A 24,000-nucleotide genomic window follows, 5' to 3' on the forward strand; every position below is an offset into this window, starting at 1 on the left:
AGCTCGGCGTCGAGCAGGAGCCAAGGCATCACCTCAGCCTCACCGGTGCACCCGACGGGACCTGGCCGTGCACACTCGGCCCGGTCGGCGGCGCCCACTCCGCCCGATCAGTCGTCGAGCGCCACGCTGCCGGGGTCCCGCGGCGGATCGTCGGGCCAGTCGTCGTCGTCCGACGGGCCGATCGAATCGCCGGGCGGCGGCCCTTCCCCTCGTCCTGTCGCCGGCGGTTCGGGCCGCCGTCGTCGCGGGCCCCCGACGTCCTGCACCGGGTTGGCCCGGGACGGGCGCGATTCCTCCCCACGTGCGGGGCGGGGCACGGTCACCGTGCCTGGGGCCAGAGGGCCCTCCGCTGTGACCGGCGGGCTACGCCGTGGTCTGGTGAGCAGCACCGTGTCGTCTCCTCCACCAGCACCACCGCCGCCGCCATCGCCTCCACCGTTGCCACCAGCACCGCCACCGCCGTTGTCGTCGTCGTCATCATCATCATCGCCGTCGGCACCCCATCCAACGACGTCGTCATCCTGCTCGCCATGACCACCTTCGTCGTCCTCCTGCGGCAAGTGGGTGATGCCATCCGGTCCCGGCACGCCCAGGATGGCGTGGATGTCCTCGGGCAGCGGCACCGATCCCTGGCGTTGGCTGACCATGTAGACGAGCACCCGCATCATCGTCTCCGGGTTGGTCAGGTTGGTCATCTTTCTGAACTGCGAGTCCTCGTTTGCCGACTCGATGCGCACGCTGCCCACGTTCTTGATTCGGTCCCAGATCGACTGCTCCATCGACATGTCGGTGACCTTGGCCCAGGGGATCCATTGGTGGGTGCGGTTCAGCACCCCCTTGATATAGAGGACGCGATTGGTCGTTACCACGTATCGGGTGTAGTGCAGCTGGACCGCTCCTACGACGAAGAGGCCGATCGCCGTGACGGCCGCTAGAAGCGCAACAGCGGTCACGATCAGGCCGGTACTGAAGAACGCCAGGGCCAACGACCCGATCAGCAACATGATCGACCACTTCTGTTCGAAGAAGAAGGCGATCTGGGCCGGCCCGTCGATCATCACGATCTTCTCGTGGGGCAACAGCCGATCGAAGATGATCTCGTCGATCGTGTCCGTGCCCACCAAGCCCTGGAGAAAGGCAACCAGCCGATTAATCACTACCTTGGGCCCCCGGTTCGTTTCGGATGGGGTTTCAGTCCGTCAGCCCGTCGAGGAAGGTGGCGATCGTGTTGGCCAACCGCTCAAGAAAGCGGCCGATTGCACCGAGAACGTCGCCCAGCCACTCCGCCGACCCCGACGGAGAATTCCAGACCAAAAGCAGGACCACACCGACGATGATGCCTAGGGGGATCGCAGTTTTAGCGTTCATGGTGGCTACCTCGTTCAGCTGTCAGACCGCGCGAAGCGGCCCCGGTCTCCGCCCGTGGACCATGGTAGGGGAACGCTTGCTCCGCACCGCGGACACTCCAACACCCGCACCCCACAAGGAGGTCCCGCCGGTCCTGCTGCCTGCTCACTCCGACGGGTTTACCGGGGGCGGCGCCTGCTGGGGCACCGAGATGCCCGCCTCATGCAGACCATCGCGCAACCGCCGGCGCAGCTCGCGCTCCACCGCCCACTGCGATGCGGGCTCGGTGTCGACCACCAGCCGGAGGGTGGTCCCGTGGCTGTCGAGCGCTTGAACCCCGAGCATCGACGGCACGCCGAGCAGACGGTCGCTCCACTCCTCGTCGTCGGCCAACGCCGTTCCAACCGAGGCGACGATCCGCTCGGCCACCGCCAGGTCGGCGTCGTTGGCAACCGTCACGTCGATCAGTGCGCGGCTGAAGCGTTGCGACTGGTTACCGGCCCGGACGATCTCGCCGTTGGGAACGTGCCAGACCGTGCCGGCCACGTCTCGGAGCCGGGTGGATCGAAGGGTCACCCGCTCGATGGTGCCGGTCGCCGGGCCGACGTCGACCACATCGCCCACGCCGTATTGGTCCTCGATCAGAACGAACAGACCAGCGAGCAGGTCTCGCACCAACGACTGAGCGCCAAAACCGAGGGCCACCCCCGCCACCCCCGCGCCGGCGAGCAGTGGGCCGAGGTTGATGTTGAGCTCGCCCAGGATCATCAGGCCGGCGATCGTGAACACCGCAGCCGACGTGATGGAGCCGAGCACGTCGGAGACCGTCCGAGCTCGGGCATCCGCCCGCGGCGATCCTGCGGCCGCGGCGTCTGAACTGGTGGGCCGTGCGCCTCGCACGGCCGCCGCTCGGGTTCGCGCCGCCACCCGCGCCACCAGACGTGCGGCGAACCGATTGACCAGCCAGGCCAGGATGACGATCATCACCACCTTCGCCGGGGTATGCACCAGCCAGTCGACCGCTTCGGCGGCTGCGGCGGACCCGGTGAGATCGAGCGTGCGCTCGCACCACCATCCCGGATCGGGGCCGCAGGTCTGCATGTGGTCTCCTCCCACCGGCGTGGTCGTGCCGGACGACCGTCAGGCCGGCCATCCGTTGGCGGAGCGTATCGAGCGCGGCACTCTCGTGGGACGACCGACCATGACCGGACAATTCCGCTCTCAGCGCACCCGCCATCACTCAACGTGAGATTTAGGTTGAAAGGCCTACAAGAATGACCACTCCGCGCAGTTGATCGGTACGATGGCTGCAGATGCTCGCCACCGGCGTGACGCATCGCACCGCTCCCGAGAGGGACGATGCGGAGACCGGCGCCGGTGTGAAGTGAGGAGGGGGGGACGTGGCCAAAACCGAGCTCCGACCGATCGATCGTCCTCTACACCGGCCGTCGCAAAACCCGACCCCGCGCGAGGCAGTGCGGCCGGAGGGTTATCCCGCTCAACGCACCCCGCCCGAAACGGGTCGGGCGGGTCTGGCCTACCAAATCCCCCGCCGTGTGGCCGTTGCCGTCGCCGCTGTGGCGGCGATCGTCATCGACCCTCCGTCGAACTCATTCGAGCTGGCCTTGCGTGTGGCGGCAGCCCTCACCGTCGTCGGGTTGGAGGCTGCCCAGATAGGCGCCACCCTCCTGATGCGCCGCCGGTCGCACCTGGGCTCCATGCTCAGCCTGGTGGCGCTCGTCGGGCTGGGGCTCACCAACCCGGCTGCGCTCGTGCCAATCGCCGTTGCGCTGACCGCCGGCTACCTGTGTTGTCTCGGTCCGAACCGGGTGCAGGCGTCCGCCGCCGTCATCCAACTTGGTGGTACCGCTCTGATCGGGGCGTTCTCCAACCGTCCCGAAGACCTCAGGCTGCTGCTTCCGATCATGTTGATCGCCGACGCCACCAAGGTGGCGGGGGTCCATCTGTTCACCGCCCGACTTCGGGCGATCGATCAACGCGTCGACACGATGCTCGAGCAGTCGCGCAAGGTCGCGTGGTCCCTCGCCGAACGGCTGCGCCACCAGAACGACCACGACGCTCTCACCGGCCTTCCCAACCGGGCTCGGCTGAAGGAATACCTGCGCGAAACGGCGGCAGCAGGTGTCCCGCCCGGCCACGGCTTCGCACTGCTGCTGATGGACCTCACCCAGTTCAGACAGGTCAACGACGCGCTCGGCCACCAGGGCGGGGACCGTCTGTTGGCGGCGATCGCAGTAAGGCTCCGGGCCGAACTTGCCGGCCAGTGCGGCATGATCGGACGCTGGGGAGGCGATGAGTTTGCGCTGGTAAGTCTCCCGGTCGGCGACGAGGAGGAGGCGCTCGGTCTCGCCCGGCGCGCCATCGGGGTGCTCGAGCGTCCCTTCGAGGTGGACGGCATCCCGGTGCAGTGCAGTGGCAACCTCGGCATCGCTCTGTTTCCGGAGCACGGCAAGGGTGACGAGGATCTGCTGAACGCCGCCGACGAGGCCCTGTACCGGGCCAAGCGGTCGGGCCAACCGGTCGAGCTGTATCGCGCCGAACGCCATCAAGGCTCGCTGCGTCAGGTCACCTTGTTGGGCGAACTTGGCCGAGCGATGGACGCCGGGGAACTCGCGCTCTATTACCAACCGGCGCTCGGCCTCGGCACCGAACGGGTCGTTCAGGTGGAGGCGCTGGTGCGCTGGCAGCACCGGGATCACGGTCTGATGCTGCCGATCGACTTCATCGAGACCGTCGAGGGCTCCCACATGATCCATTCGCTCACCCGGTGGATCGTCGCCGAGGCGTTGCGGGACGCCGAAGCGATGCACCAGGCCGGGTTGGACCTCGGCGTCGCAGTCAACGTCTCGGTGCGAAACCTTCAGGACCCCGACCTGGTCGACTTCTTCGAACTGCTCTCCCACCGAGAGGATTTTCATGCCGAGCGCCTCCAGCTTGAGATCACCGAGACCGAACTGATCGACGACAACCCACGGGCGGTCGAGGTGCTCGCCCGTCTGAGAGCGCTCGGCATCTCGGTCGCGGTCGACGACTTCGGCGTTGGGAACGCTTCGCTGTCCTACCTGAAGCATCTGCCGGTCTCCCATCTCAAGATCGATCGCGGGTTTGTCACTGCGATGACCTCAAACAGCGACGACGCCGCCATCGTGCGCTCAACGATCGAGATGGCCCACCAGCTGGGGCTCACCGTCACCGCCGAGGGAGCCACCGACCTGACCACGTTGACGACACTGCGCCAGATGGGGTGCGACCTGGCACAGGGTTTCTACATTTCCGAGCCGGTGCCCTTCGACGACCTGGTGCCTCTGGTGACACACCTCGATGCCACCGCGCCGGCCTTGCTCCGCGGCGCCGGGCCCATCGAAGCGAGACTTGGTCAACCCAGCGCGCTGGTGGCGACCTCCCCGGCCCAGAGGTAGTCGGCCTTGCCGTTGGGACCGCGCTTGACCGCAGGCACGACAACCACGTGTTGGGGCGCCTTGTAGGCGGCGAGCTGCTCCTTGACATGGGTGCGCACCAGCTCGAGCAGCGCCGCATCGGCGGGTACGCCAACGGCGTCTGACCCGAGCGCTTCGTCTGGGGTGAGGTCGCCCGGCGCGCCGTCACCGAGCGACACCACCGCTGTCACCGCGCTCCCCTAGGTCTCGTCGGGGACTCCGACCACCGTTGCGTCAACCACCCAGGCGAGCGACTTGGTCGCTTCCTCCACCTCCTCGGGAAACACTTTCTCGCCGGCGGTGTTGATCGATACCGAGCCCCGCCCCAACAGGTTGATCGTGCCGTCGAGCTCGACGGTTGCGAAGTCGCCCGGCACCGCCCAGCGGCGCCCCTCGTAGGTGGGATAGGTGGCGTCGGTCGCCGCCGCATCCTTGTAGTAGCCCAGCGGCAGGTGCCCCCCGGTGGCCAGCCGGCCACGCTCGCCCGAGCCGGGCTCGACCCGCCGTCCGTCCTCGGTGAACACCGCAGCGTCGTCGCCCAGTTGGAACCGTGCGGTTCCGGCGCTGCGTCCGCGCCTGGCCACCGAGGCGCCGAAGCCGTTGCCTTCGGACGATCCGAGCAAATCGATCAACATCGCCGGCACGCGGGCGAGCAGCGCCTCCTTCTGGGGTCCCGACCACATGGCGCCGGACGACGTGATCACCTTCAACGAGGTCAGGTCGTAGGGGCGGCCGGTCGCCTCGGCCGTCTCCAGCTCGACGACCATCGGACGACAGAACGCGTCGCCGACGATGCACAGGTGGGTAGCGGACCGATCCTCAACCGTCGCCCACAGCTCGGCCGGATCGAAGCTGCGCGAGGTCAGGGTGACGACGTGTCCGCCCGTGCTCAGCGCGCCCATCGTCAGCTGCGACGAGGTGCCGTGCATCATCGGCGCCGCCGGGATCAGCCGCTGTTCGGTCCCTCGCTCGCGCAGCTCGGCCGCCACCCGGGCCGCCTCCGCAGGCGTGTCGGGCAGCGCCACCTTGAGGCCCTTCCAGGTGGGCCCAAACACGCCGAGCAGCGAGCTGTGGGGCCACATCACACCCTTGGGCATGCCGGTGGTTCCGCCGGTGTAGAGGAACCACAAGTCGTCGCCGGACCGCTCGATGCGCGAGGCGGGGTCGCTCGCCGCCAACAGTTCCTCGTAGTGCACCCAGCCATCGGGCAGCTTCCCCGCCGGGGACCCGTCGATCTCATCGCCCACCGCCACCAGCAGCCGCAGGCTGGGGACATCTGCGCGAATCGCCTCGATGAGGTCGACCAGCTCGGGATGGGCGACGACCACCTCGCAGTCGGCGTTGCTCAGCAGGTAGGCCAGCTCGGATTCCCGGTAGCGGTAGTTGACGTTGAACGGCACGGCCCGGGCCTTGAACGCTCCGAAGGTCGCCTCGGTGTAGGCGGGCCCGTTGTACAGCGCCATTCCCACCTTGGCCCCGCCATCATCGCTGCCAGCGCCGACGCCGGCGTCAGCCATCGCCCCGGCAAAGCGGGCGGCCCGGTCGTCCAGCTCGGCCCAGGTGCGGGTCAGCGGTCCGTGGGACAGTGCGGGCGCATCGCCCAGCGTGTCGGCGATCGCCTCCCAGACGGTGGCGAAGTTCTCGTTGAGGGCCATGGCCGGAACCTACCCGTGCCGCTGCGCCGCCGCTGCCAACGCGCCATCGTCGGTTGGGAGACGCCAGAAGCCAGCCCCTCGGCCTTAACAGCCGGCGGCCGCTTGAAGCACGCGGCACGCCTCGGCCATCCGAGGTGGCGACAGCTCGGCCACGCGCCGCCTCATGAGATCTCGCGGGATCGTATGGATGTTGTCGAAGTTGACGACGCTGTCCGTCGGCACTCCGTCGGCCGACGTCAGCTCAAGTTCGGACACGAGGCCTCGGCGGGTGCGGGTCAGTGCAGCAACCACGACCGATCCGATGCGGTCGGCAACGGGATCACGCGTGAGGACAAGCACCGGTCGGTCGCCGCCGGGGGTAGCGGCAAACCACACCTCACCGCGCTGCATCGGCCCAGTCCGACCAGTCTTCGGCCGGACCCCAGTCGGCGACCTCCATCAGAGCCCGCTCGCCGTCATCAAGCGGTTGAGCTGCCCAGCGAGCGGCGTCACCTTCGGATGCAAGCCGGTCGAGATGGCGGCGTAAGGCCTCCCGAAGCAGCTCGGACCGATCGATCCCGAGCTCGGTCGCACGTAGCTGGGCATCGGCCGCATCACGCTCGTCGACCCGGAAGCTCAGCATCGTCATACACCGAGGATAACCCGTATGACAGCGATCGACCAGGGGCAGGTCAGCCAAGTTGCCAGCTGGTCATCCAGCGGTAGGTGTGGCCCGGGCGGAGGGTGACGACGACGGGGATTGGGCCGTCGGGGCCCGCGATCGTCGCCATGTTGGGCCCGTTGGGCACCCGCCCGGCCTCCAGGCAGAGCGCACCGTGGCGAACCAGCGGTCCGTGTTGGCCGGGCAGACCGTCGAGGTGGTTGGCGGTGTACACCTGCACCGCCGGCTGGTCGCTGCGCATCTCCATCGTCCGGCCACTGCCCCGGTCGACCAGGCGGGCCACCAGCGGCAACTCGCCCTCGACCCCGGCGTCGACGAGAAACGTGTTGTCGTAGCCGTCGAGGTCCGCCAGCTCGGGCGAGCCCAAGCGGTCGCCCAGTCGCACGTCGTCGCGCAGGTCCCACGGTCCACCCGAAACCGGCAGTGCCGTCCCGGTGGGGATCTGCCCCGGCCCCAAGTCGAGCACCAGATCGGCGCTGAGCGACACCCGGTGATCGGCGATCGTCCCGGATCCCGACAGGTTCCAGTAGGTGTGGTTGGTCGGCGCCAGCACGGTCGCCCGGTCGGTCGTGCAGACGATTTGAAGCGTCAGCGTCCCCTCGGCGGCGAGCGAGTAGGTGGCGGTCGCCTCGACCCGTCCGGGAAACCCGCCCTCGCCGTCGGGATCGATCAGCGTCAGCGTCACCGATGCGTCGGCGTCGCCGGCGTGGAGGGACGCAATCCCCCACTGCCGTCGGTCCCACGGCGTCGAGCCGCCGTGGAGGGTGTTGGGCCCCTCGTTGGCCTCAAGTGAATAGGTCACCCCGTCCAGCTCAAACGACGCGCCGGCGATGCGGTTGGCGTACGGACCGACGACGCCGCACAGGTGCGGGTTGACCGCCGGGTCGGCCAGTTGCCCCAAATCGGCCAGCGTCAGCACGCAGTTGACCGGCTCGCCATCGGGACCGGGCGCCTCGAAGCCGACCAGCGTGGCCCCATAGGACAACACCGAGGCGGTGAGCGTTCCGGCCGACAGCCGGACGAGCTCCGCCGCGGTCCCGTCGCACATCTCGACGGTCGACCGCTCGACGCCCGGCGCGGCAGGGGTGACACCGGTGGGGCTCACGTCACCTCGTCGCGTCCGCTCATGTCGGCGTTGGGGCGGGCGGCGTTGACGATCTCCTCGACCAGCGGGCCAACGCGGGTGGGGTCGTCGGTCGGGTCAACGGTCGGTCCTCGATGCCAGCCCTCGGACACCGACATCGCCCGGCCGGTGATGTCGAACACCCGGCCGGTCACCCCGCGGCTCTCCTCGCTGGCCAGCCAGGTGACCAGCGGCGCAATCCAGTGGGGCGACATCTGCGCCTTGTCCTCCTCGGAAGCCTGGCCCATGCCCAGGTCCTCGGTCATCCGGGTGAGCGCCGCCGGCGCGATGGCGTTGGCGGTCACTCCGTAGCGGGCCAGCTCCTTGGCGGCGATGATCGTGAACGCCGCGATGCCCGCCTTGGCGGCGCCGTAGTTGGTTTGGCCGACGTTGCCGTAGATGCCCGACGGCGACGTGGTGTTGATGATGCGTGCGTCCACCTCCTCGCCGGCCTTGGAGCGCTCGCGCCAGTGCTGGGCGGCGTGGTGGGCCGGGCCAAACGTGCCCTTCAGGTGCACGGCGATCACCGCATCCCACTCGGCCTCGGTCATGTTCACCAGCATGCGGTCCCGCAGGATGCCGGCGTTGTTGATGACGACGTCGAGCCGTCCGTAGGTGTCGATCGCCAGGTCGACCATCGCCTTGGCCTCGGCAAAGTCTGCGACGTTGCCACCATCGGCCACCGCCTCGCCGCCCGCCTGGACGATCTCGGCGACCACCTGATGCGCAGGACCATCGTCCTCACCGCCGTCTCCGCGACGGTCGCCGCCGAGGTCGTTCACCACCACTTTGGCGCCGTGCTCGGCCAGCATCAGCGCATGTTCGCGCCCGATGCCTCGGCCGGCACCGGTCACCAGACAGACGCGTCCCTCACACAACTTTGCCATGGGCTCCCCTCCCGTCGTTATGTCGCGCTACGCCGCCGAGGCTAATCCCAGGCTGACCCCTCGGGCACGCAGTTCAGTGGAGCGCCAGAACCGATCGCAGGATGTCATAGATGGCATGTCGGTCCTCGACGCCGAGGCGGCCGAGACGCCTGACGAGTCGCCGCGATGACACCGCCCGCACCTGCTCCGCCTGAAATGCCGATGCCTCGTCGAGTCCATTGTCGGCGTTTGGTTGCACCACCGCGTGCAGCGACAGCCTCCGCAGCCGAGACGTCGCCGGAACGACGACGACCATCCGGAGCCGAGGGTGATGCAGCGCGTCGTCGCTCACGATCAACGCCGGACGCATGAACGCCTGCTCCGGGTCCGACGGGTCGTTGCCGAGGTCGACCAGCCAGACGTCGCCGCGCCGGTGCGTGGGTTCAGCGCTCACGAAGCCCATCGGCGGTAGTGACGTCGAGCGTCTCGGCATCGGCGTGATAGTCCGCCAGTTCGGCGGACGTCATGGTTTCCAATTCCTCATGCACCTGCGCCCACCATTGGTCTCGCTTCAAGCGAGCCACCGCATCGGCCACGACATCGAGCAACGTGGACTCGCGCTCGTCGGCGAGTCGAGCGATCTCGTCGCGCAGAGCTACCGGGAGCCGCAACGTCGTAGTCGGAGTAGGCGCCATCTACGTAGCCTAGCGAGGCGCTCGACGAACCCGGAGGCGATCGCTACTCCTGCGCGATCACGATCCATAGCCCGGCGCGGCCCAGCCGGCCAGGAATCGCTGCACCAAATCGTCGACGAGCGCCTCCTGGGACACCTCGCTTCCCACCAACGTGGAGAAGGCGAACGGACCGAGCAGCTGCAGGGCCACCAGCTCGACGTTCACCCCGTCGGGCACGGCGCCCTCGGCGACACCAAGGTTCAGCACCGATGCGAGCACGGCCAGCTTTTGGCTGGTGTCCGCCGTGGCGACGGAATCGACCTCGGGCAGCTCCCGCCGCAGCGACAGCAACGCCGGAAAGACCCGCTTCCAGGCGGGATCGGCGGAGATTTGGCCAAGCTGGGTCACGAGGGCACGAAAGGCTGATGCGAAGCCCTGGTCCATCGGGGGCTGCGGGATCGTCGGCGCGTTGGTTTCCAACACGTCGGCGAGCAGTTCGGTGCGCGATGCCCAGTGGCGATACAGCGTGGACTTGGCGACACCGGAACGCTCGGCCACCGCGTCGACGGTGACGCTGTGTGCGCCCGACTCGACGAGCAGGTCGAGCGCAGCGGCCAGCAGCTTGGCGCGGCTTCGACGCACTCGCGGGTCGACGTTGGACGTGGCGGAAGTGACGCATGACGCAAACATTTCACCCCTCAGCCTAGCCGGTCACCACGACAAACGCTACGCTACGGTCTCGTTTCGTTTCTCGGGCGATCCGTCGAATTCCCTCAACTACCCAGCCCCGAAAGTTCTAAGTCATGCCTGTCACTCCCCCCGGCGCCGCTCGCGGCGCCAGCGCAACCTCCTACGGCCGGCCGGTGCCCGGACCGATCACCAACAAGGTGCTGCAACGCAACGTGCTGATCGCGGTCTGTACCGCGCTGATGGCCGTCATCGCATCGGTGTCGGGGCTCAACGTCGCCCAGCAGAACCTGGCGATCGACCTTGGCGCATCGCAGAACGCCATCCTCTGGATCATCAACGGCTACACCGTTGCGCTCGCCGGTCTGCTGATGCCGATGGGGGCCATCGGCGACCGCTGGGGTCGCAAGCCGGTGCTGCTGGCCGGCCTCGTGGTCTTCGGCATCGCCAGCCTGGGCGCCGGCCTGGCCACCACCACGGCGATGATGGTGGCGGCCCGGGTGCTCGCCGGCGTCGGCGCCGCCATGATCATGCCCGTGACCCTGTCGGTCATCACCTCGACGTTCCCCGAGGAACAGCGTCCGCAGGCGATCGGCATCTGGGCCGGCGTCGCCGGCAGCGGCGGCTTGGTCGGGCTCTTCGCATCCTCGTTCATGGTCGACGTGCTCACCTGGCGCTGGCTCTTCGCCGTGCCGATCGTGCTCGTCGCCTTCTCCGCCTTCATGACAAAGCGGTACGTGCCCAACTCCGCCGACGGATCCGACCACCGCTTCGACGTGGGCGGCTCGCTGCTGTCGATGCTGGCCATCGGGTCGCTCATCATGGGCATCCACGAGGGCCCCGAGCGCGGCTGGACCGACCCCATCACGCTGGCCGGCCTCGGCATCGGCCTCGCAGCGCTGATCGGGTTCATCGTCTGGGAGCGCCGCCAGGATGAGCCGCTGCTCGACATCTCGGTCTTCAAGAACCGCGGCCTCTCCACCGGTGCGGTCACCCTCATGATCATGTTTGCCGTGATGTTCGGCATCTTCCTCGTGCTCTTCCCGTTCTTCCAGGCGGTCATCGGCTGGTCGGCGCTGCACTCGGCGGTGGCGCTGTTGCCGATGGCCCTGGTGATGATGCCGTCGTCCGCTGCGCTCGCCCCTCGGGTGAGCAAGGCGATCGGCTCTCGCAACACCATGTTGGTGGGCACCTCGATCTCCGCAGCGGGCCTAATCACGGTGGCGCTGCGAGCGTCGGTCGAGGGCGGCTACATGTCGGTGCTGCCCGGGTTGCTGCTGCTCGGGCTGGGCAACGGCCTGGCCATGACCCCGTCGACCGAAGCGATCACCGAGTCGCTCCCGTCCGAGAAGCAGGGTGTGGCCTCTGCGCTGAACGACACCACCCGCGAGCTGGGCGGCGCCATCGGCGTGGCGCTGCTCGGATCGATCCTCAGCTCGGGCTACCGGAGCGCCATTCAGCCGGCGTTGGAGGGCGTCCCCCGCCAGCTCGCCGAGGCGGCCAGCGACGGGATCGGGTCGGCGTTCGCCGTCGCCCCATCGGCGGGCGAGAACGCTCCTGCCATCCTCGATGCTGCCAAACACGCCTTCGTCGAGGGGTGGGTGCAGTCGATGTGGATCGGCGCCGCCATGCTGGGCATCGCCATCATCAACCTGGCGGTGCGCGGTCAGCGCCGACAGGTTGAGCCGGACACGGCGAGCGCTGCGACGCCCGCCGTCACCAAGACCGCCGCAGTGGGGTAGGTGCGACACCTTGGCGCATCTCAGTGTTACACTTTGCCCTGTGCCGACGATCAAGCAGCGCATCACCATCACCGCCACCGGTGACCTGGAACGCATCCTGGATGCCCAGGCGCGGCTGCACCCAGACCTCAGCCCCTCTGCGTTGGTGGCGATGCTGGTTGAGCGCGGCCACGCAGCCAGCACCGAGGCGATCGGGCGGGAAGCGCTCGTGCGAGGCCTTGCCGGAACACAGAGCTATCCCGTCGACTACCTGGGGGGACTGCGCGAGGAATGGCCGGATTGATCGTCGTCGACGCCAGCGCGTTGATCGCCTACTTGGACGCTGAGGACACGCATCACGACGACGCGATGCCGAGTTTGATCGCGGTCGACCGCTTCGTGGTGCACCCGGTGACGTTGGCCGAGGTGCTGGTGCACCCGGTGCGCAGGGGCACCGAGATGGACGTGCGGAACACCCTCACCACCATCGGACTACACGAGTCGCCGATGACCATCGACCCCGTCTCTCTGGCTCGGCTCCGGGTTGAGACCGGGCTGAAGATGCCCGACACCCTGGTACTTGCCACTGCAATCTGGCACGACGCAGCCGTGCTGGCGTTTGATGCTCGACTGAGGGCTGCCGCTGCGTCCCGAGGGCTACTGGCCGGATCCATCTGATCGTTCGGCGCCGGGCTCCACCCAGGACAAGGTGAGCGACAGCTGGTGTCGACCCGCCCGGATCAGGTGGCGGGCGGCGGCGTCGGGGCCGCACGACGCCGTGCCGACCCCGCGGTGGGCTGCATCCAGGTGGACGAACACCGCATCTTCGGGCTTGAGTTCATCGGCGTGGAGCGCCCGGGTGAGTTGCCCGTCGGAGTAGCGGTGGGCGGTGTGCACAAACGGCTGCTCCGCCGAGATGACCAGCGCTCCACGCTCGGGTGCGGCGGCGGACAGCCACCGGGTGCCGGAGCGTTGGCCGAAGCACTGCGGAACCACGTACGGGCTGTGCTCCTCCGAGGCCAAGCGCCGGTAGCGGCCAAGCACGGCGCCCTCCACCCGATCGGGCGGGCACTCGTGCGGGCCGAGGCCGTAGCTCTCGAGCTCGTCGAACGCGGGATCGAGCGCCAGCACCAGGCCGATCCGGGGCGGATCGGCCAGCTCCGCAGGGAGGCGCCAGGTGACGTCGACCGAGATGGTGCCGTCGTCGCGCAGCCACCAGCGCTCCGTGACCGGGCATTCGACGAGCGAAGCGTCGGGCTGGGCACTGGTGGGCTGGGAAGTGGTGGGCCGGGGAACCAGCGCCCCGCTCAACACCGCAGCGACGCCACCCTCGCGGCGTCGAACGGTCACCCGGTCGAGCCGTCGGGTCTGGGGGCCGTCAACCGAGTCGAGGCCCACCTGTCGCCAACGGTCCTGGTGGCCGAACCCGGCCATCCAGGCAGCTTTCAAACCGTCGTTGTCGACCGGCGCCCGCCACAGGCTGTGCCCGGGACGGTCCCTCAGCAGCGCGTCGCCGTTGCGTGACAGCCCGACCACGCCAAGGTGACGGTCGATCTCCAGGTTCCATGCCCCGTCACCGAGCGTCCAACGGTCGCCGGACTGCTCGCTCACCAACTCGCCCGGGCGCGGTGCGGCAACGTCGCGGCGCCGCAGCGCCGTCTCGCTTGGAATTGGGAACTGGTGGCGGGCAACCACATGACCCTCGTCGGCAAACGGCGTTGCAGCGGCGAGGGCGATATCGACGGTGAGGGCCAGCTCCTGATCGGACCATTCGCTCAGGTCCGTGGGCACTGAGACCGTTACCTCGGCCTCCCCGCCCGGGGCCACCGTCGGCACGTCCCAGGCACCGTCGGCGACGACGACGCCGTCGGCGAGCAGTTCCCAGGTACCGACCACGTCGGAGCTGTCCGCGAAGCTGCGCTCGTTGTACAGCCGAATGCGACCACTCCGAGCGTCGACGTCCTCAAGGTGCAGCGATCGGTGCAGGTGGGCCAGCTCGACGCAGGCCGGATGGGGCACCAGGTCGGGGCCGAGCAAGCCGTCGAAGACGAAGTTGCCGTCGTGGCGCTGCTCTCCGAAGTCGCCGCCGTACCCCCAGCGGGTCTCGCCGTCGCCCGCCGATTGCCCGGTGACAGCCGCTTGCCCGATCGTCTCCGACGATCCTTCGTTGGGGCGGACCAGCCCGTGATCGCGCCACTCCCAGATGAACCCGCCCTGCAACCCGTGATGGGTGCGGAAGGCCCGCCAATAGTCATCGAGCCCGCCGTTGGAGTTGCCCATCGCATGGGAGTACTCGCACAGGATCAGCGGCCGGCCCCGATCTGGACGGCCCTGCTCTTTGCGACTCTTTGCCCACGCGGTGATCTCCTCGACCGAGCGGTACATCGGCGCTACCAGGTCGCTCACCGAGTTCTCGGCGTCGAGGTCGAACATGATCGGGCCCTCGTAGCTGAGCGGACGGCTGGGGTCGAAGAACCGCAGCGCGCCGGCGAGCGCGTGGTGGGCGGTGCCCTCCCCCGCCTCGTTGCCCAGCGACCAGACGATCACGGACGGGTGATTGCGGTCGCGCTGCGCCATGCGCAACCCCCGCTGGATGATGGCGCCGGTGAACAGCGGGCCGGTGGTCAGCGACACCTGGCGCCCGTGGCTCTCCACGTTGGTCTCGTCAACGACGTACAGGCCCAGCTCGTCGCACATGTCATAGAACCACGGAGCGGCCGGGGCGTGGGCGGTGCGGACGGCGTTGACGTTGAGCCGCTTGGCCAGACACAGCTCAAACCAGGTGGTCTCGGGGTCGACGTAGCGACCCCGGGTGGGGCTGTGCTCGTGGCGGTTGACGCCTCGGATTAACGGGACAGCGCCGTTGATGCGCAGCTCCCGATCGCCGATCTCCACCGAGCGGAACCCGGTGAGCACCGCCGCCACCTCGACCAGCTCGCTGTCGGCTCCGTGCCTTTCACCGCGGGGCGGGCCGGCGTCGGGCGCGGTGCGCCACAACCGCACCAGCACCCGGTAACGGGTGGGACGCTCGTCGCTCCATGCCTCGATGCCGGGCACCTCAAGCCTGGTTCGCACCACCTGGCCGAGCCAGGTTTCCGTGGCGAGTATGCGGGCGAGCGCGTTGGCGTCGTCGAATGCGGTGATCTCAACCGGGTCGCTGTCGAGCAACGTGCTGCCGTCCAGGTCCTCGGCCGAGACGCCAACCCACCAGCGGGGCGCCGGCGCGTATGCGGTGGCCTGAGGATCACCGGGACCGGCGCGATGGCCAACGCCCCCATCACCGGCGACCCCATCACCGGCGACCCCGTCACCGGCGACCCCGTCACCGGCGCCGAGCTCACCGGTGGCCGCCTCGACCCGACCGCCGGTGAGGTCGCCGCCGACGGCGATGTCAACGTTGAGCGTGCCGGTGGTGCCGTCGGGGGCGAGGCCGGGCACCAGCCCGACGTCGGCCAGATGCACCGCCGGTCGCGACCACAACACGACCGATCCCTGGATGCCGCCGTGCCACCACTGATCCTGGTCCTCGATCCAGGTGGCCGCCGACCAGCGGATGACCACGATGGCCAGCGTGTAGGCCTGGCCGGGGGTCACGAACGGGGTGAGGTCGAACTCCGAGCCCAGCCGGCTGTCGGTGGCCAGCCCGACGAAGGCACCGTCGACGTAGACGACGGCCAGGCTCTCCGCCCCGCCGAGGCTGAGCACGACATCTCGCCCAGCCCAGTCGGCGGGCACCTCGATCGTGCGCTGGTACACCCCGGTGGGGTTGTCGGCCGGCACCCGGGGGGCGTCCCCCGAAAACGGCATCTGCACGTTGGTGTAGATCGGCGCATCCCAGCCCTGAAGGGTCCAGGCCCCGGGCACCTCGATCGGCGCTGCGACCTCGGCGCCGTCGTCGCCCTCAGCGGCGGCGGTGCGCGTCAACGCTGACGTTGGCACGTCCTCGGGCCGACCGAAGTGGGCAAAGCCCCACTCGCCGTCGAGCGAGCGGGCGAACCGTGCGCCGGGCTCGGCGGTATCCAGCCCAGCGGCCTGCCACAGCTTCGGCGCGGTCCGTGCGGCCTCGACGTCGTCGTGAGAGGCCAGCGGTGCGCGGGGCCGCAGACGGTTTCGCTCCGTGAGCGACGGGTCCTCCCAGAACCGGTCGCCGGGATCGAACAGCGGACGGTCGGGTGACTCGGCAGGGGCGGCGCTCATATCCAGAGGCTCCAGTCAGCTCAAGAGGCGGTGATGATGGGGATCCCGATAGATCAGGCTTGAAGCGAGATGCATCCACCGGGACCGACGCGATGCGGCAGAGCCGGAGCCGAAACGGGCGGGGCTCAAAACGTCAACTGGTAGTGCTCGACGGCTCGCACGAAGGCACCGGGTACATAACGGGGCGGAGCCTCCGCGCTGAGCGACCAGTCGGGAAGGCGCTCGAGCACCTGCCCGATCATCATGCGGATCTCCGTACGGGCCAGGCTGGCGCCCAGGCAGAAGTGCGTGCCCAACCCGAAGGCGATGTGGTTGTTGTGCTCGCGGGTGACGTCGAAGCGCTGGGGCTCGTCGAAGACCCGCTCGTCCCGGTTGGCCGAGGAGTACATCAGCAGCACCGTTTCCCCGGCGCTCAGCTGTTGGCCGCCCAGCTCGTGGTCCTCGGTGACCACCCGCGACATGTTGAGGATCGGCGTGGTCCAGCGGATGAACTCCTCAACCGCCGGCCCGTCGAGCAGCTCGGGGCGGTCCCGCAACAGCGCCCGCTGTTCCGGGTGTTCGGCCAGCGTCCACAGGGTGTTGCCCAACACGGTTCGGGTGGTCTCAGCGCCGCCGTCGATCACCAGCAGACACTCGGCGATGATCTCGCCGTCGTTCATCGGACGACCGCCAACCTCGGCCTGGGTCCAGAGCGACACCAGGTCGTCGGTGGGGTCCGCCCGGCGGGCCTCGATCAGCTCGGAGGTGGCGATCGCCACCTCGAAGGCACAGTTGGCGCCCTCGTCGGTCATGTAGCGGTCGCCGCCACCCAGCGGGATCGTCAGCTCGGACCAACGCTTGATGTCGCGCCAGCGCTCGGCGCCAAAGCCGAGGTCCTCGGCGATCATGATCGCTGGTAGGGGCGCTGCGAGGTGCTCGATGGCGTCCACCTCCTCGCCGACGGCGATGCGGCGCTCCACCTCACTGATCAGCTGATCGATCACCTCGCCGATGCGCTCCTCGCGCCGAGCGACCGCCCTCGGCGTGAAACGCCGGTGGATCAGCCGACGATGATCCTGATGTCGGGGATCGTCGAAGTTGATCATCGACGGGTTGCTCTCGGCGTCGCCGCCGTTGATCGGGCGGAACGCGCCGAGGCTGGAGTATCGCTCGGCGTCGCGGTCGACCAAGGCGACATCGCGGTAGCGGCTGATACCCCACAGGTTGTTGATGTCGTCCCAGTAGATGGGTGCCTCGTCGCGAAGCCATCGGTAGGTCGGCTCGGGATCGGCGGCATACAGATAGCCGTTCAACAGGTCGATCTGCGGCCCTGCACTCTGACTCGAAGCTGTCCCTTGATTCCCCACCGCCCCATCATGGCCGACCGACCACGAGCGCTGCACCGGTGGCTGCTACGCCGGCACCACCGGTGCCGACGGGCAGAGCCCTCGATCTAGCCCGGGCTGGCGCTGTGAGCCTGTTGGGCCACCTTGGCCCACAGGCGCGCACGGTCCACGTCGGAAGTGTGGGTGCCGGGTACGCGCACGTCACTGCGGATGCGGCGGTCGAGCCATAGCTCGCCAGAATGCTCCAGGGCCTCGGGAGCCGACGCCAGCCACAGCGCCGTGTCGGCACCCTCCTCCGGCGAGCGCAGGATGGGCCCCATCACCTTGTAAAACGTTTCCAGCTGCCCTGACACGCCCGGGGTATCGACCCAACCGGGATGGGTGGAGTGTGTCACCACCTCGTCGGCCGGCCACCGCTGGGCGAACTCGGCGGCCAGGTCGACCTGTGCCCGCTTGGCCTCGGCGTAGGCGAAGGTGCCGTTGTAGTCACGCTCCTCCCACTGGTCGTCGTCGGACTGGCTGCGCAGGTACATGCCACCGGAGGTCATCCAGATCACCCGCCCCGGCGCCGCCACGCTCAGGGGATGATGCAGCAGTTCGGTGAGCAGAAACGGACCGACCACCATCGACGCCCACGTCGCCTCGATGCCCTGGGCGGTTTCGGTGCGCTCGGCGATGATTGCGCCGGCGACGTGGGCGAGCACGTCAATACGGGGGTGATCGGCCATTAACGTCCGGGCCAGGGCGCCCACCTCATCGAGATCACCAACGTCGGCCCGGCGGAACATCGGCGGCGGCTGGTCGTCGGCGACCGCCAGCGCGGCCAGGTCGGACGCGATCTGCTCACCCTTCTCGGCGTTTCGACCGATCAGCTCCACTGTGGCGCCGCGCTGAACAGCTCCCTCGGCCAGCGCCGAGCCGATGCCCGACGTACCGCCGGTGATCACGACCACCTTGCCGTCGAGCCGGCCCGGCGGCTGCCAGCCGAAGAGACGGGAACGGACCTTGGGCCCGATCTCGGTGAAGCTGGCCACGACCGTCGCCTCGAGGAGGCCGTCAGCCGCCCGTCGGGCGGTTCGGGCTGCGGTGGCGACTGCGCTTGTTGATGAGGTCATGAGCTGATGTCTTCCCGGATCGATGTCACCCGTTGTGCGTACCCGAAGAGCGGCGCCGCAACACCTCCAGGGCCTCGTCGGCGTGCACCTCCATCTTCGTCTCCGAGCTGATCTCGGCCAGCAGGGTGCGATCGGTGTCGATGACGAACGTGGACCGACGGTTCCAGAGCGGGCCCGGGCGCTTGGCGCCGAGCTCCTTGGCGATCTTGCGATCCGGGTCGGACAGCAGCGGGTATCCCAGCGAGTTCTTGGCGTCGAACTTGGCTTGCAGCTCCGGCGAGTCCGCCGAGATACCCACCCGTTGCGCGCCGACGGCGTCGAACTCCGCCCCCAGGTCACGAAAGTGGCACGTCTCGGCCGTACAGCCACTGGTCATCGCCTTCGGGTAGAAGAACAACACCACCGGGCCGTGAGCGAGCAGCGACGACAGCGAGCGCTGCCTGCCGTCCTGGTCGGTGGCGGTGAAATCGCTGACCTGGGCTCCGACGTTCATCAATGCTCCTCGATGGGTTGGTGGATGCAGCCGGTGGCTGCGGTAGGCCGATGACGCCAGCCCCGTTATTCGGTTCTTCGGAGCCGGTGGCAACCCTGGATGCGCGTCGCGGCGACCAGGCGCCCCGCCGTCACTCGTCGGTGTCGACAAACTCGAGCTGGGCGTCGATGCGGTCGGTGCCCACCGCCAGCGACGCAATGCGAACCGTCAGGTCGTCGACGTTGGGAAGGGGATAGGAGATCGGCAACCGGGCGACGATCGGCATGACCGACGCGCCCAGCGTGGCAGCGGCGCGGCCGATGCCATCGAAGACCCCCAGCGGGCCGGGCAGCTCCAGCCAGGCACCGGCCAGGCGAACCTCGAGGTGATCCTGGCGTCGCGTGAGGTGCACAGCCGTGCGAACCCCGGTGCGGAAGTCGGGTATCGGCGGGCCGAGCACCCGGGTGTTGCGCACCCCCACCGAGAGCGACCCGGGTGCGGCGGACAGATCGAGGTCGAAGGGGGCGGGGATCCCCCCAAGGGCCCGGGTGGCGAGAAACGACAGCACAGGGCCAAGCAGGTCAGCGTCGATCGACACGCCGATGCGGTCCTCGCGCGACGGGGGCGTCCGGTGCGCACTGGCCGTCTCGCCGGTCACGCCACCGATGGTGACGGTCAGCGCGCCATCGGTGCTTCGGATCACGGCCCGGCCCGGCGACAGGCCGAGCTCGGCGACCGGGATACCGGTGAGGTCCATCCCGATCGGGCCGACCTCGCGGCCCAGCGAGGAGAACAGGGTGTCGCCGGTCTCGGCCAGCGCCATCTGGGCCATCTGCGCCATCGGATCGCTGGGCGCAGCGCCCTCCACCCCGACCACGCTCGCCCCAAGAAACTCCACCCCGGGGAGGTCGATGACCAAGCGAACCTGGTCCACCCCCAGGTCGAGCTGCGCCTCGACCAGCGCACGCACCTCGACGTCGAGCGGCGGCAGCGAGATGGGCAGCGGCTCACCGCTCGGGCGGCCGACCGTCACCCGGCCATGCACCCGCACGGGCACCCGGGCGTCGGCGCGCTCGACCAGATCGAAGTACGCCCCGACGATCGTGACCGTCAGCCCGACCTCAATCGAATCGATCATCGGCAGCGACACGGTGCGCACGACGGTGCCCGCCACGAAGCCGTCGCCCACCGCCGCTTCGACGGCGCGCTCCAGCATGGGCCCGGGTACGGTCACCATCACTGCCGGTTCTACCATGCGCTTGTTCTAGTTCAGCGCTGCGGCGTTGCGCCTACGGCGCCTCACCGAGCCTCGCTCAGACGGTCGACCAGCCCCGGCGCGGATCGGCCGTCGGCACACCACCCGTCGGCACCCACGGCGCTCACCCAGGCGGCGTCGGGTACCCCGGTTCCCCCGACCAAAACCGGGACGTCGATGGCCGAACGCAGCCCGGCGATCGTGCGTCTCGTTGCTTCCTCCTCGCCTTCGACCGCAACGCTCAGGCAGATCGCAGCCAGGTTGTCGACCTCTCGGGCCACGTCGATCAGCTCGGTTCCCGGCACGTCGGCGCCAAGGTCGGTGACGTCATACCCGGCCGCCCGGAAGATGTCGGCGACCACCGCCGATCCCAGGCTGTGGCGGTTGCCCTCGACGGCACCGACGATAATCCCGCCACGACTGCGACCGGGACGGGTGGCCGCCGGGCCCAGCCGTCCGATCAGCCTGGACGCAACGACGGTGGCCCGGTGTTCGTCGGCCACGCTCACCTCACCGTTGCGCCACCGGCGTCCGATCTCGGCCATCGCAGGCTCGATGAGATCGCACAACACATCGACCGGGGCGATCCCGGCACGCCGAGATTCCTCGACGAGCAGCCAAGCTCCGCCCTGGTCGCCGCGCAGCAGCGCAGCGGTCATCGGCGCCAAGCGTGAGCCGTCGAACCTGGCGGGGCGATGACGACCGGCCGAGTCGGCCTTGGATGTGCCTCGAGCGCCCCCGCCGGTGAGGGCCTCCAGGTCGCCAAGGCGCACCTTCCAGATACCGCCCGACTTCTCGGCGGCCAAACGGGACGTTCTGACCCACCGATAGACGGTCATGTAGTGCACGCCGGCCAGCTCGGCGGCCGCGGGCAGCCCCAACAGCGTGTCCTCCGGCAGCGAATCGGACGACCTCGGATCGGCCGGCGACGAACCGGAGCGACCGTCGTCGGACTGCACTGGATCGGACTGCCTTGTTGCGGACTGCCCGCTCCCACCAGGGGGAACGCGGGCTCCGTCGGTCATGCGATGCTCGACAGCTTCCGCATGGCCCGCCACGACGGATGGGTCAGCTTGGCGAGCGCCCGATGCTCCAGTTGGCGGATCCGCTCACGGGACAGGTCAAGCTCCTCGGCGACCTCGACCACGCTGCGGGGCTCGCCGCCGTCCATGCCGTAGCGAAGCTCGACGATGGTGCGCTCCCGCTCGTCGAGCACCTCGAGCAGCGCCTCCAATTCCTGTGGGAGCAGCCGGGCGCCGACGTTGTCGACCTCGGCCTCAGCGTCAGGATCGGCCAGGAAGTCGCCCAGCTCGGCTCCGCCGTCCTCGCCGACGCTGGCGGACAGCGACACCGGGTCGGCGCCGACCCGCATCAGGTCGAGCACACGGTCCTCGGGAAGATCGAGCGCCTCGGCCAACTCCGGCACCCCGGGTGGGCGGCCGAGCGACTGCTCGATCTGGTTTTGGGCCTCCCGCATGCGCAGCAGGTCGTCGTTGGTACGCGACGGCAGCCGAACCGTGGTGCGGGTGGCCGCAATGCCACGAGCGATGAACTGGCGGATCCACCACACCCCGTAGGTGGAGAACCGGAAGCCCTTGTGGTGGTCGAACTTCTCGACCGCACGGATCAACCCCAGGTTGCCTTCCTGAATCAGATCGAGCAGGGGAAGACCGGAGGCCTGGTAGCGCTTGGCCACCGAAACGACGAGCCGGAGGTTGGCATTGATGAACGCCTGGCGGGCCCGTTCGCCCGAGCGAACCTTCATGCGCAGGCGCGTTCGTTCGCTGCGAGAGAGGCTGTCGGCCGCCTCGAGCGCGGCTTCGGCTTCCCGCCCCTCCTCGATGGCAGAGGCGAGTTCTCGCTCGCCGGCCGGGGTCAACAGGTCGTAGCGACCGATCTCGTCGAGGTAGGCCGCCACCGGGTCGGACGCGCTGTTGGGCCGGCCACGGTCGCTGCGCCGGTTCGCCTGACGGTCGTGTCGCCGGGTCAGCGCCTCACCACCGGCGTTGGTGGATTGAGTGGTGCGCACGTCGCCTCCTTGCTGGGACGGGTCGATCTGAGGGCTGCCGACCTGTCCGATGAATGGTACCTAATTTAGTGCTAAATGACAACCAGCGATCAGGTAAACCTGCCGACGGCCCGATTTGTTCCCCTCCCAACCACAACTCACCGGCGTGTCCGGGGACCGTCCGGCCAGTCGTCGATCGTCCCAAACCGCAGCCGACCATCGCCTGAGCGCGCCGCAAGTACCCGTCCGTCGGGCGCTGGAAACAACCAAGCCGTGACATGGACCGCCCTTTGCTCCGATGCGTTCCCTCGATCCCCCGGCGCCGCCCAAACGTTGGAGGGGCCGGCACTGGCTTCGTTAGGCTGATGCCGCGTGGCTTCACCGATGCAACGCTTCGGGGCGCCACGACGGCGCGTCGGGAACGACCACAGATGAGGACCGGCCAGCCATGAGCCCTACCCCGTCACAAGCGATCACCCTCGACGGCGTCACCAAGACGTTTCCCGGAGCAACCGCACCGGCCGTCGACTCGCTGGACCTGGAGATCACCCCCGGCGAGCTGGTCGTGTTGCTCGGCCCCTCCGGCTGCGGCAAGACGACCACCCTCCGCATGATCAACCGGCTGGAGGAACCGACCTCCGGCCGGATCACCGTCAACGGCGTCGACATCGGCGACAAGCCGGTCGCCGAGCTGAGGCGGGGCATCGGCTACGTCATCCAGGACGTCGGCCTGTTTCCCCATAAATCGATCGCCGACAACATCGGCACCGTTCCCCGGCTGCTCGGCTGGAGCGGGGCCGACATCGACGCCCGGGTCAGCGAGCTGGGTGAGCTGTTGGAGCTCGGCTCGGCCCTTCTACGCCGCTACCCCGCCGGACTTTCCGGTGGACAGCAGCAACGCGTCGGCGCGGCCCGAGCGCTTGCAGCCGCCCCGCCGATCCTGTTGATGGATGAGCCGTACTCCGCCGTCGACCCGATCGTCCGCGGCCGTCTCCAGGACGAACTGCTCGGGCTTCACGATCGGCTGGGCACGACGATCGTGATCGTCACCCACGACGTTGACGAAGCCCTGAAGCTGGGCGACACGATCGTGTTGATGTCGGCCGGGGGCCGCATCGCCCAGTCGGGCCCACCGTCCGAGCTGTTGCGCAACCCCGCCAGCGAGTACGTCACCAGCTTCCTCGGGGGCGAACGCGCACTGCGCGGTCTGGGGTTGGTCCCGGTCAGCGAGCTGATGTTGACCCCACCCAACGGGTCGAAGGGCCCAGAGTTGGACGCCTCGGCCTCGGCCCGGGAAGCGCTCGACCTGTTGTTGGAGTCCGGCTCCGCCACGCTGGTGATCACCAACGACGGGAAGCCCCATGGTGAGCTGGGCTTCGACGACCTGGTGGCAGCCACCGCTTCGGGGTCCATGTCCTCCCGGAACGACCAGTGAG

Annotated in this window: 24 protein-coding genes; 5 read left to right on the plus strand and 19 right to left on the minus strand. The window is 68.8% G+C overall.

The window, feature by feature from the left end:
* Positions 1-107: 107 nt before the first annotated feature.
* From PKD89_RS01620 to PKD89_RS01630, 3 genes are all read right to left on the minus strand, one after another.
* The gene (locus PKD89_RS01620; RefSeq protein ID WP_289011169.1) at positions 108-1,121 is read right to left on the minus strand and encodes a PH domain-containing protein; all 1,014 of its coding nucleotides are present in this window, start codon (positions 1,119-1,121) and stop codon (positions 108-110) included.
* Between the two features lie 70 nt (positions 1,122-1,191).
* The gene (locus PKD89_RS01625) at positions 1,192-1,368 is read right to left on the minus strand and encodes a hypothetical protein (protein ID WP_287378660.1); all 177 of its coding nucleotides are present in this window, start codon (positions 1,366-1,368) and stop codon (positions 1,192-1,194) included.
* A gap of 144 nt (positions 1,369-1,512) precedes the next feature.
* Positions 1,513-2,448, minus strand: coding sequence for a mechanosensitive ion channel family protein (locus PKD89_RS01630; RefSeq protein ID WP_287378661.1), 936 nt, complete (start codon positions 2,446-2,448; stop codon positions 1,513-1,515).
* 455 nt (positions 2,449-2,903) lie between these two features.
* Here PKD89_RS01630 and PKD89_RS01635 point away from each other — a divergent pair, with 455 nt between their 5' ends.
* Positions 2,904-4,787 carry a putative bifunctional diguanylate cyclase/phosphodiesterase gene (locus PKD89_RS01635; protein WP_289011171.1) on the plus strand — a complete coding sequence of 628 codons (1,884 nt, stop codon included), beginning with the start codon at positions 2,904-2,906 and terminating at the stop codon, positions 4,785-4,787.
* Here the strand turns inward: PKD89_RS01635 and PKD89_RS01640 are convergent.
* The 9 genes from PKD89_RS01640 to PKD89_RS01680 all read right to left on the minus strand — a co-directional run bounded on the left by PKD89_RS01640 (position 4,745) and on the right by PKD89_RS01680 (position 10,474).
* On the minus strand, positions 4,745-4,996 hold the full coding sequence (locus PKD89_RS01640; RefSeq protein WP_289011172.1) for a hypothetical protein: 252 nt from the start codon (positions 4,994-4,996) through the stop codon (positions 4,745-4,747). The two genes, PKD89_RS01635 and PKD89_RS01640, sit on opposite strands and share 43 nt — an antisense overlap.
* Before the next feature lie 9 nt (positions 4,997-5,005).
* Positions 5,006-6,460 (minus strand): AMP-binding protein, encoded by a 1,455-nt coding sequence (locus PKD89_RS01645; protein ID WP_289011173.1) that lies wholly within the window; start codon positions 6,458-6,460, stop codon positions 5,006-5,008.
* Positions 6,461-6,544: 84 nt separating this feature from the next.
* A complete protein-coding gene (locus tag PKD89_RS01650) occupies positions 6,545-6,850 on the minus strand; it encodes a type II toxin-antitoxin system PemK/MazF family toxin (protein WP_287391249.1) in 306 nt (101 codons plus the stop codon).
* Entirely contained in the window at positions 6,837-7,088 is a 252-nt protein-coding gene (locus PKD89_RS01655) for an antitoxin (RefSeq protein WP_289011174.1), read from the minus strand. The genes PKD89_RS01650 and PKD89_RS01655 overlap by 14 nt, the downstream gene beginning before the upstream one ends.
* A gap of 43 nt (positions 7,089-7,131) precedes the next feature.
* The gene (locus PKD89_RS01660) at positions 7,132-8,226 is read right to left on the minus strand and encodes an aldose epimerase family protein (protein ID WP_289011175.1); all 1,095 of its coding nucleotides are present in this window, start codon (positions 8,224-8,226) and stop codon (positions 7,132-7,134) included.
* Positions 8,223-9,131 (minus strand): SDR family oxidoreductase, encoded by a 909-nt coding sequence (locus PKD89_RS01665; protein ID WP_289011176.1) that lies wholly within the window; start codon positions 9,129-9,131, stop codon positions 8,223-8,225. The genes PKD89_RS01660 and PKD89_RS01665 overlap by 4 nt, the downstream gene beginning before the upstream one ends.
* A gap of 73 nt (positions 9,132-9,204) precedes the next feature.
* On the minus strand, positions 9,205-9,564 hold the full coding sequence (locus PKD89_RS01670) for a type II toxin-antitoxin system PemK/MazF family toxin (protein WP_289011177.1): 360 nt from the start codon (positions 9,562-9,564) through the stop codon (positions 9,205-9,207).
* Entirely contained in the window at positions 9,554-9,805 is a 252-nt protein-coding gene (locus PKD89_RS01675; protein ID WP_287378677.1) for a hypothetical protein, read from the minus strand. Before PKD89_RS01675 ends, PKD89_RS01670 begins: the two co-directional genes overlap by 11 nt.
* Before the next feature lie 57 nt (positions 9,806-9,862).
* Positions 9,863-10,474, minus strand: a complete 612-nt coding sequence (locus PKD89_RS01680) for a TetR/AcrR family transcriptional regulator (protein WP_289011178.1) — start codon at positions 10,472-10,474, stop codon at positions 9,863-9,865.
* Positions 10,475-10,587: 113 nt separating this feature from the next.
* Here PKD89_RS01680 and PKD89_RS01685 point away from each other — a divergent pair, with 113 nt between their 5' ends.
* From PKD89_RS01685 to PKD89_RS01695, 3 genes are read left to right on the plus strand one after another with little or no spacing between them, the layout of a single operon-like run.
* Positions 10,588-12,213 (plus strand): MFS transporter, encoded by a 1,626-nt coding sequence (locus PKD89_RS01685; protein WP_289011179.1) that lies wholly within the window; start codon positions 10,588-10,590, stop codon positions 12,211-12,213.
* A gap of 40 nt (positions 12,214-12,253) precedes the next feature.
* Positions 12,254-12,496, plus strand: coding sequence for a hypothetical protein (locus PKD89_RS01690; RefSeq protein WP_287391239.1), 243 nt, complete (start codon positions 12,254-12,256; stop codon positions 12,494-12,496).
* On the plus strand, positions 12,484-12,870 hold the full coding sequence (locus tag PKD89_RS01695; protein WP_287378684.1) for a PIN domain-containing protein: 387 nt from the start codon (positions 12,484-12,486) through the stop codon (positions 12,868-12,870). Before PKD89_RS01690 ends, PKD89_RS01695 begins: the two co-directional genes overlap by 13 nt.
* On the opposite strand, the gene PKD89_RS01700 is transcribed toward PKD89_RS01695, so the two are convergent.
* The 7 genes from PKD89_RS01700 to PKD89_RS01730 all read right to left on the minus strand — a co-directional run bounded on the left by PKD89_RS01700 (position 12,850) and on the right by PKD89_RS01730 (position 22,585).
* Positions 12,850-16,389, minus strand: coding sequence for a glycoside hydrolase family 2 TIM barrel-domain containing protein (locus tag PKD89_RS01700; protein ID WP_289011181.1), 3,540 nt, complete (start codon positions 16,387-16,389; stop codon positions 12,850-12,852). The two genes, PKD89_RS01695 and PKD89_RS01700, sit on opposite strands and share 21 nt — an antisense overlap.
* A 125-nt stretch (positions 16,390-16,514) precedes the next feature.
* Positions 16,515-17,681 (minus strand): cytochrome P450, encoded by a 1,167-nt coding sequence (locus PKD89_RS01705; RefSeq protein ID WP_289011182.1) that lies wholly within the window; start codon positions 17,679-17,681, stop codon positions 16,515-16,517.
* A gap of 140 nt (positions 17,682-17,821) precedes the next feature.
* The gene (locus PKD89_RS01710; protein WP_287391233.1) at positions 17,822-18,829 is read right to left on the minus strand and encodes an SDR family NAD(P)-dependent oxidoreductase; all 1,008 of its coding nucleotides are present in this window, start codon (positions 18,827-18,829) and stop codon (positions 17,822-17,824) included.
* 25 nt (positions 18,830-18,854) lie between these two features.
* Positions 18,855-19,322, minus strand: a complete 468-nt coding sequence (locus PKD89_RS01715; protein ID WP_289011183.1) for a peroxiredoxin — start codon at positions 19,320-19,322, stop codon at positions 18,855-18,857.
* Positions 19,323-19,452: 130 nt separating this feature from the next.
* The gene (locus PKD89_RS01720) at positions 19,453-20,556 is read right to left on the minus strand and encodes a hypothetical protein (RefSeq protein WP_324332238.1); all 1,104 of its coding nucleotides are present in this window, start codon (positions 20,554-20,556) and stop codon (positions 19,453-19,455) included.
* A 44-nt stretch (positions 20,557-20,600) separates the two neighbouring features.
* On the minus strand, positions 20,601-21,515 hold the full coding sequence (locus tag PKD89_RS01725) for a B12-binding domain-containing protein (RefSeq protein ID WP_324332239.1): 915 nt from the start codon (positions 21,513-21,515) through the stop codon (positions 20,601-20,603).
* A 62-nt stretch (positions 21,516-21,577) separates the two neighbouring features.
* The gene (locus PKD89_RS01730) at positions 21,578-22,585 is read right to left on the minus strand and encodes a sigma-70 family RNA polymerase sigma factor (RefSeq protein ID WP_289010356.1); all 1,008 of its coding nucleotides are present in this window, start codon (positions 22,583-22,585) and stop codon (positions 21,578-21,580) included.
* A gap of 427 nt (positions 22,586-23,012) precedes the next feature.
* On the opposite strand from PKD89_RS01730, the gene PKD89_RS01735 reads away from it, so the two are divergent.
* On the plus strand, positions 23,013-23,999 hold the full coding sequence (locus PKD89_RS01735; RefSeq protein ID WP_324332240.1) for an ABC transporter ATP-binding protein: 987 nt from the start codon (positions 23,013-23,015) through the stop codon (positions 23,997-23,999).
* Position 24,000: the final 1 nt, after the last annotated feature.

Source organism: Candidatus Neomicrothrix sp., from assembly GCF_035329545.1.
GTDB lineage: Bacteria > Actinomycetota > Acidimicrobiia > Acidimicrobiales > Microtrichaceae > Microthrix > Microthrix subdominans.

Bases quoted from the DNA above. Each gene is read 5' to 3' on its own strand.
- PKD89_RS01625 (WP_287378660.1), bottom strand. From the start codon at position 1,368: ATGAACGCTAAAACTGCGATCCCCCTAGGCATCATCGTCGGTGTGGTC.
- PKD89_RS01650 (WP_287391249.1), bottom strand. From the start codon at position 6,850: ATGCAGCGCGGTGAGGTGTGGTTTGCCGCTACCCCCGGCGGCGACCGA.
- PKD89_RS01630 (WP_287378661.1), bottom strand. From the start codon at position 2,448: ATGCAGACCTGCGGCCCCGATCCGGGATGGTGGTGCGAGCGCACGCTC.
- PKD89_RS01655 (WP_289011174.1), bottom strand. From the start codon at position 7,088: ATGACGATGCTGAGCTTCCGGGTCGACGAGCGTGATGCGGCCGATGCC.
- PKD89_RS01700 (WP_289011181.1), bottom strand. From the start codon at position 16,389: ATGAGCGCCGCCCCTGCCGAGTCACCCGACCGTCCGCTGTTCGATCCC.
- PKD89_RS01645 (WP_289011173.1), bottom strand. From the start codon at position 6,460: ATGGCCCTCAACGAGAACTTCGCCACCGTCTGGGAGGCGATCGCCGAC.
- PKD89_RS01720 (WP_324332238.1), bottom strand. From the start codon at position 20,556: ATGGTAGAACCGGCAGTGATGGTGACCGTACCCGGGCCCATGCTGGAG.
- PKD89_RS01695 (WP_287378684.1), top strand. From the start codon at position 12,484: ATGGCCGGATTGATCGTCGTCGACGCCAGCGCGTTGATCGCCTACTTG.
- PKD89_RS01685 (WP_289011179.1), top strand. From the start codon at position 10,588: ATGCCTGTCACTCCCCCCGGCGCCGCTCGCGGCGCCAGCGCAACCTCC.
- PKD89_RS01675 (WP_287378677.1), bottom strand. From the start codon at position 9,805: ATGGCGCCTACTCCGACTACGACGTTGCGGCTCCCGGTAGCTCTGCGC.
- PKD89_RS01665 (WP_289011176.1), bottom strand. From the start codon at position 9,131: ATGGCAAAGTTGTGTGAGGGACGCGTCTGTCTGGTGACCGGTGCCGGC.
- PKD89_RS01735 (WP_324332240.1), top strand. From the start codon at position 23,013: ATGAGCCCTACCCCGTCACAAGCGATCACCCTCGACGGCGTCACCAAG.
- PKD89_RS01715 (WP_289011183.1), bottom strand. From the start codon at position 19,322: ATGAACGTCGGAGCCCAGGTCAGCGATTTCACCGCCACCGACCAGGAC.
- PKD89_RS01680 (WP_289011178.1), bottom strand. From the start codon at position 10,474: ATGTTTGCGTCATGCGTCACTTCCGCCACGTCCAACGTCGACCCGCGA.
- PKD89_RS01710 (WP_287391233.1), bottom strand. From the start codon at position 18,829: ATGACCTCATCAACAAGCGCAGTCGCCACCGCAGCCCGAACCGCCCGA.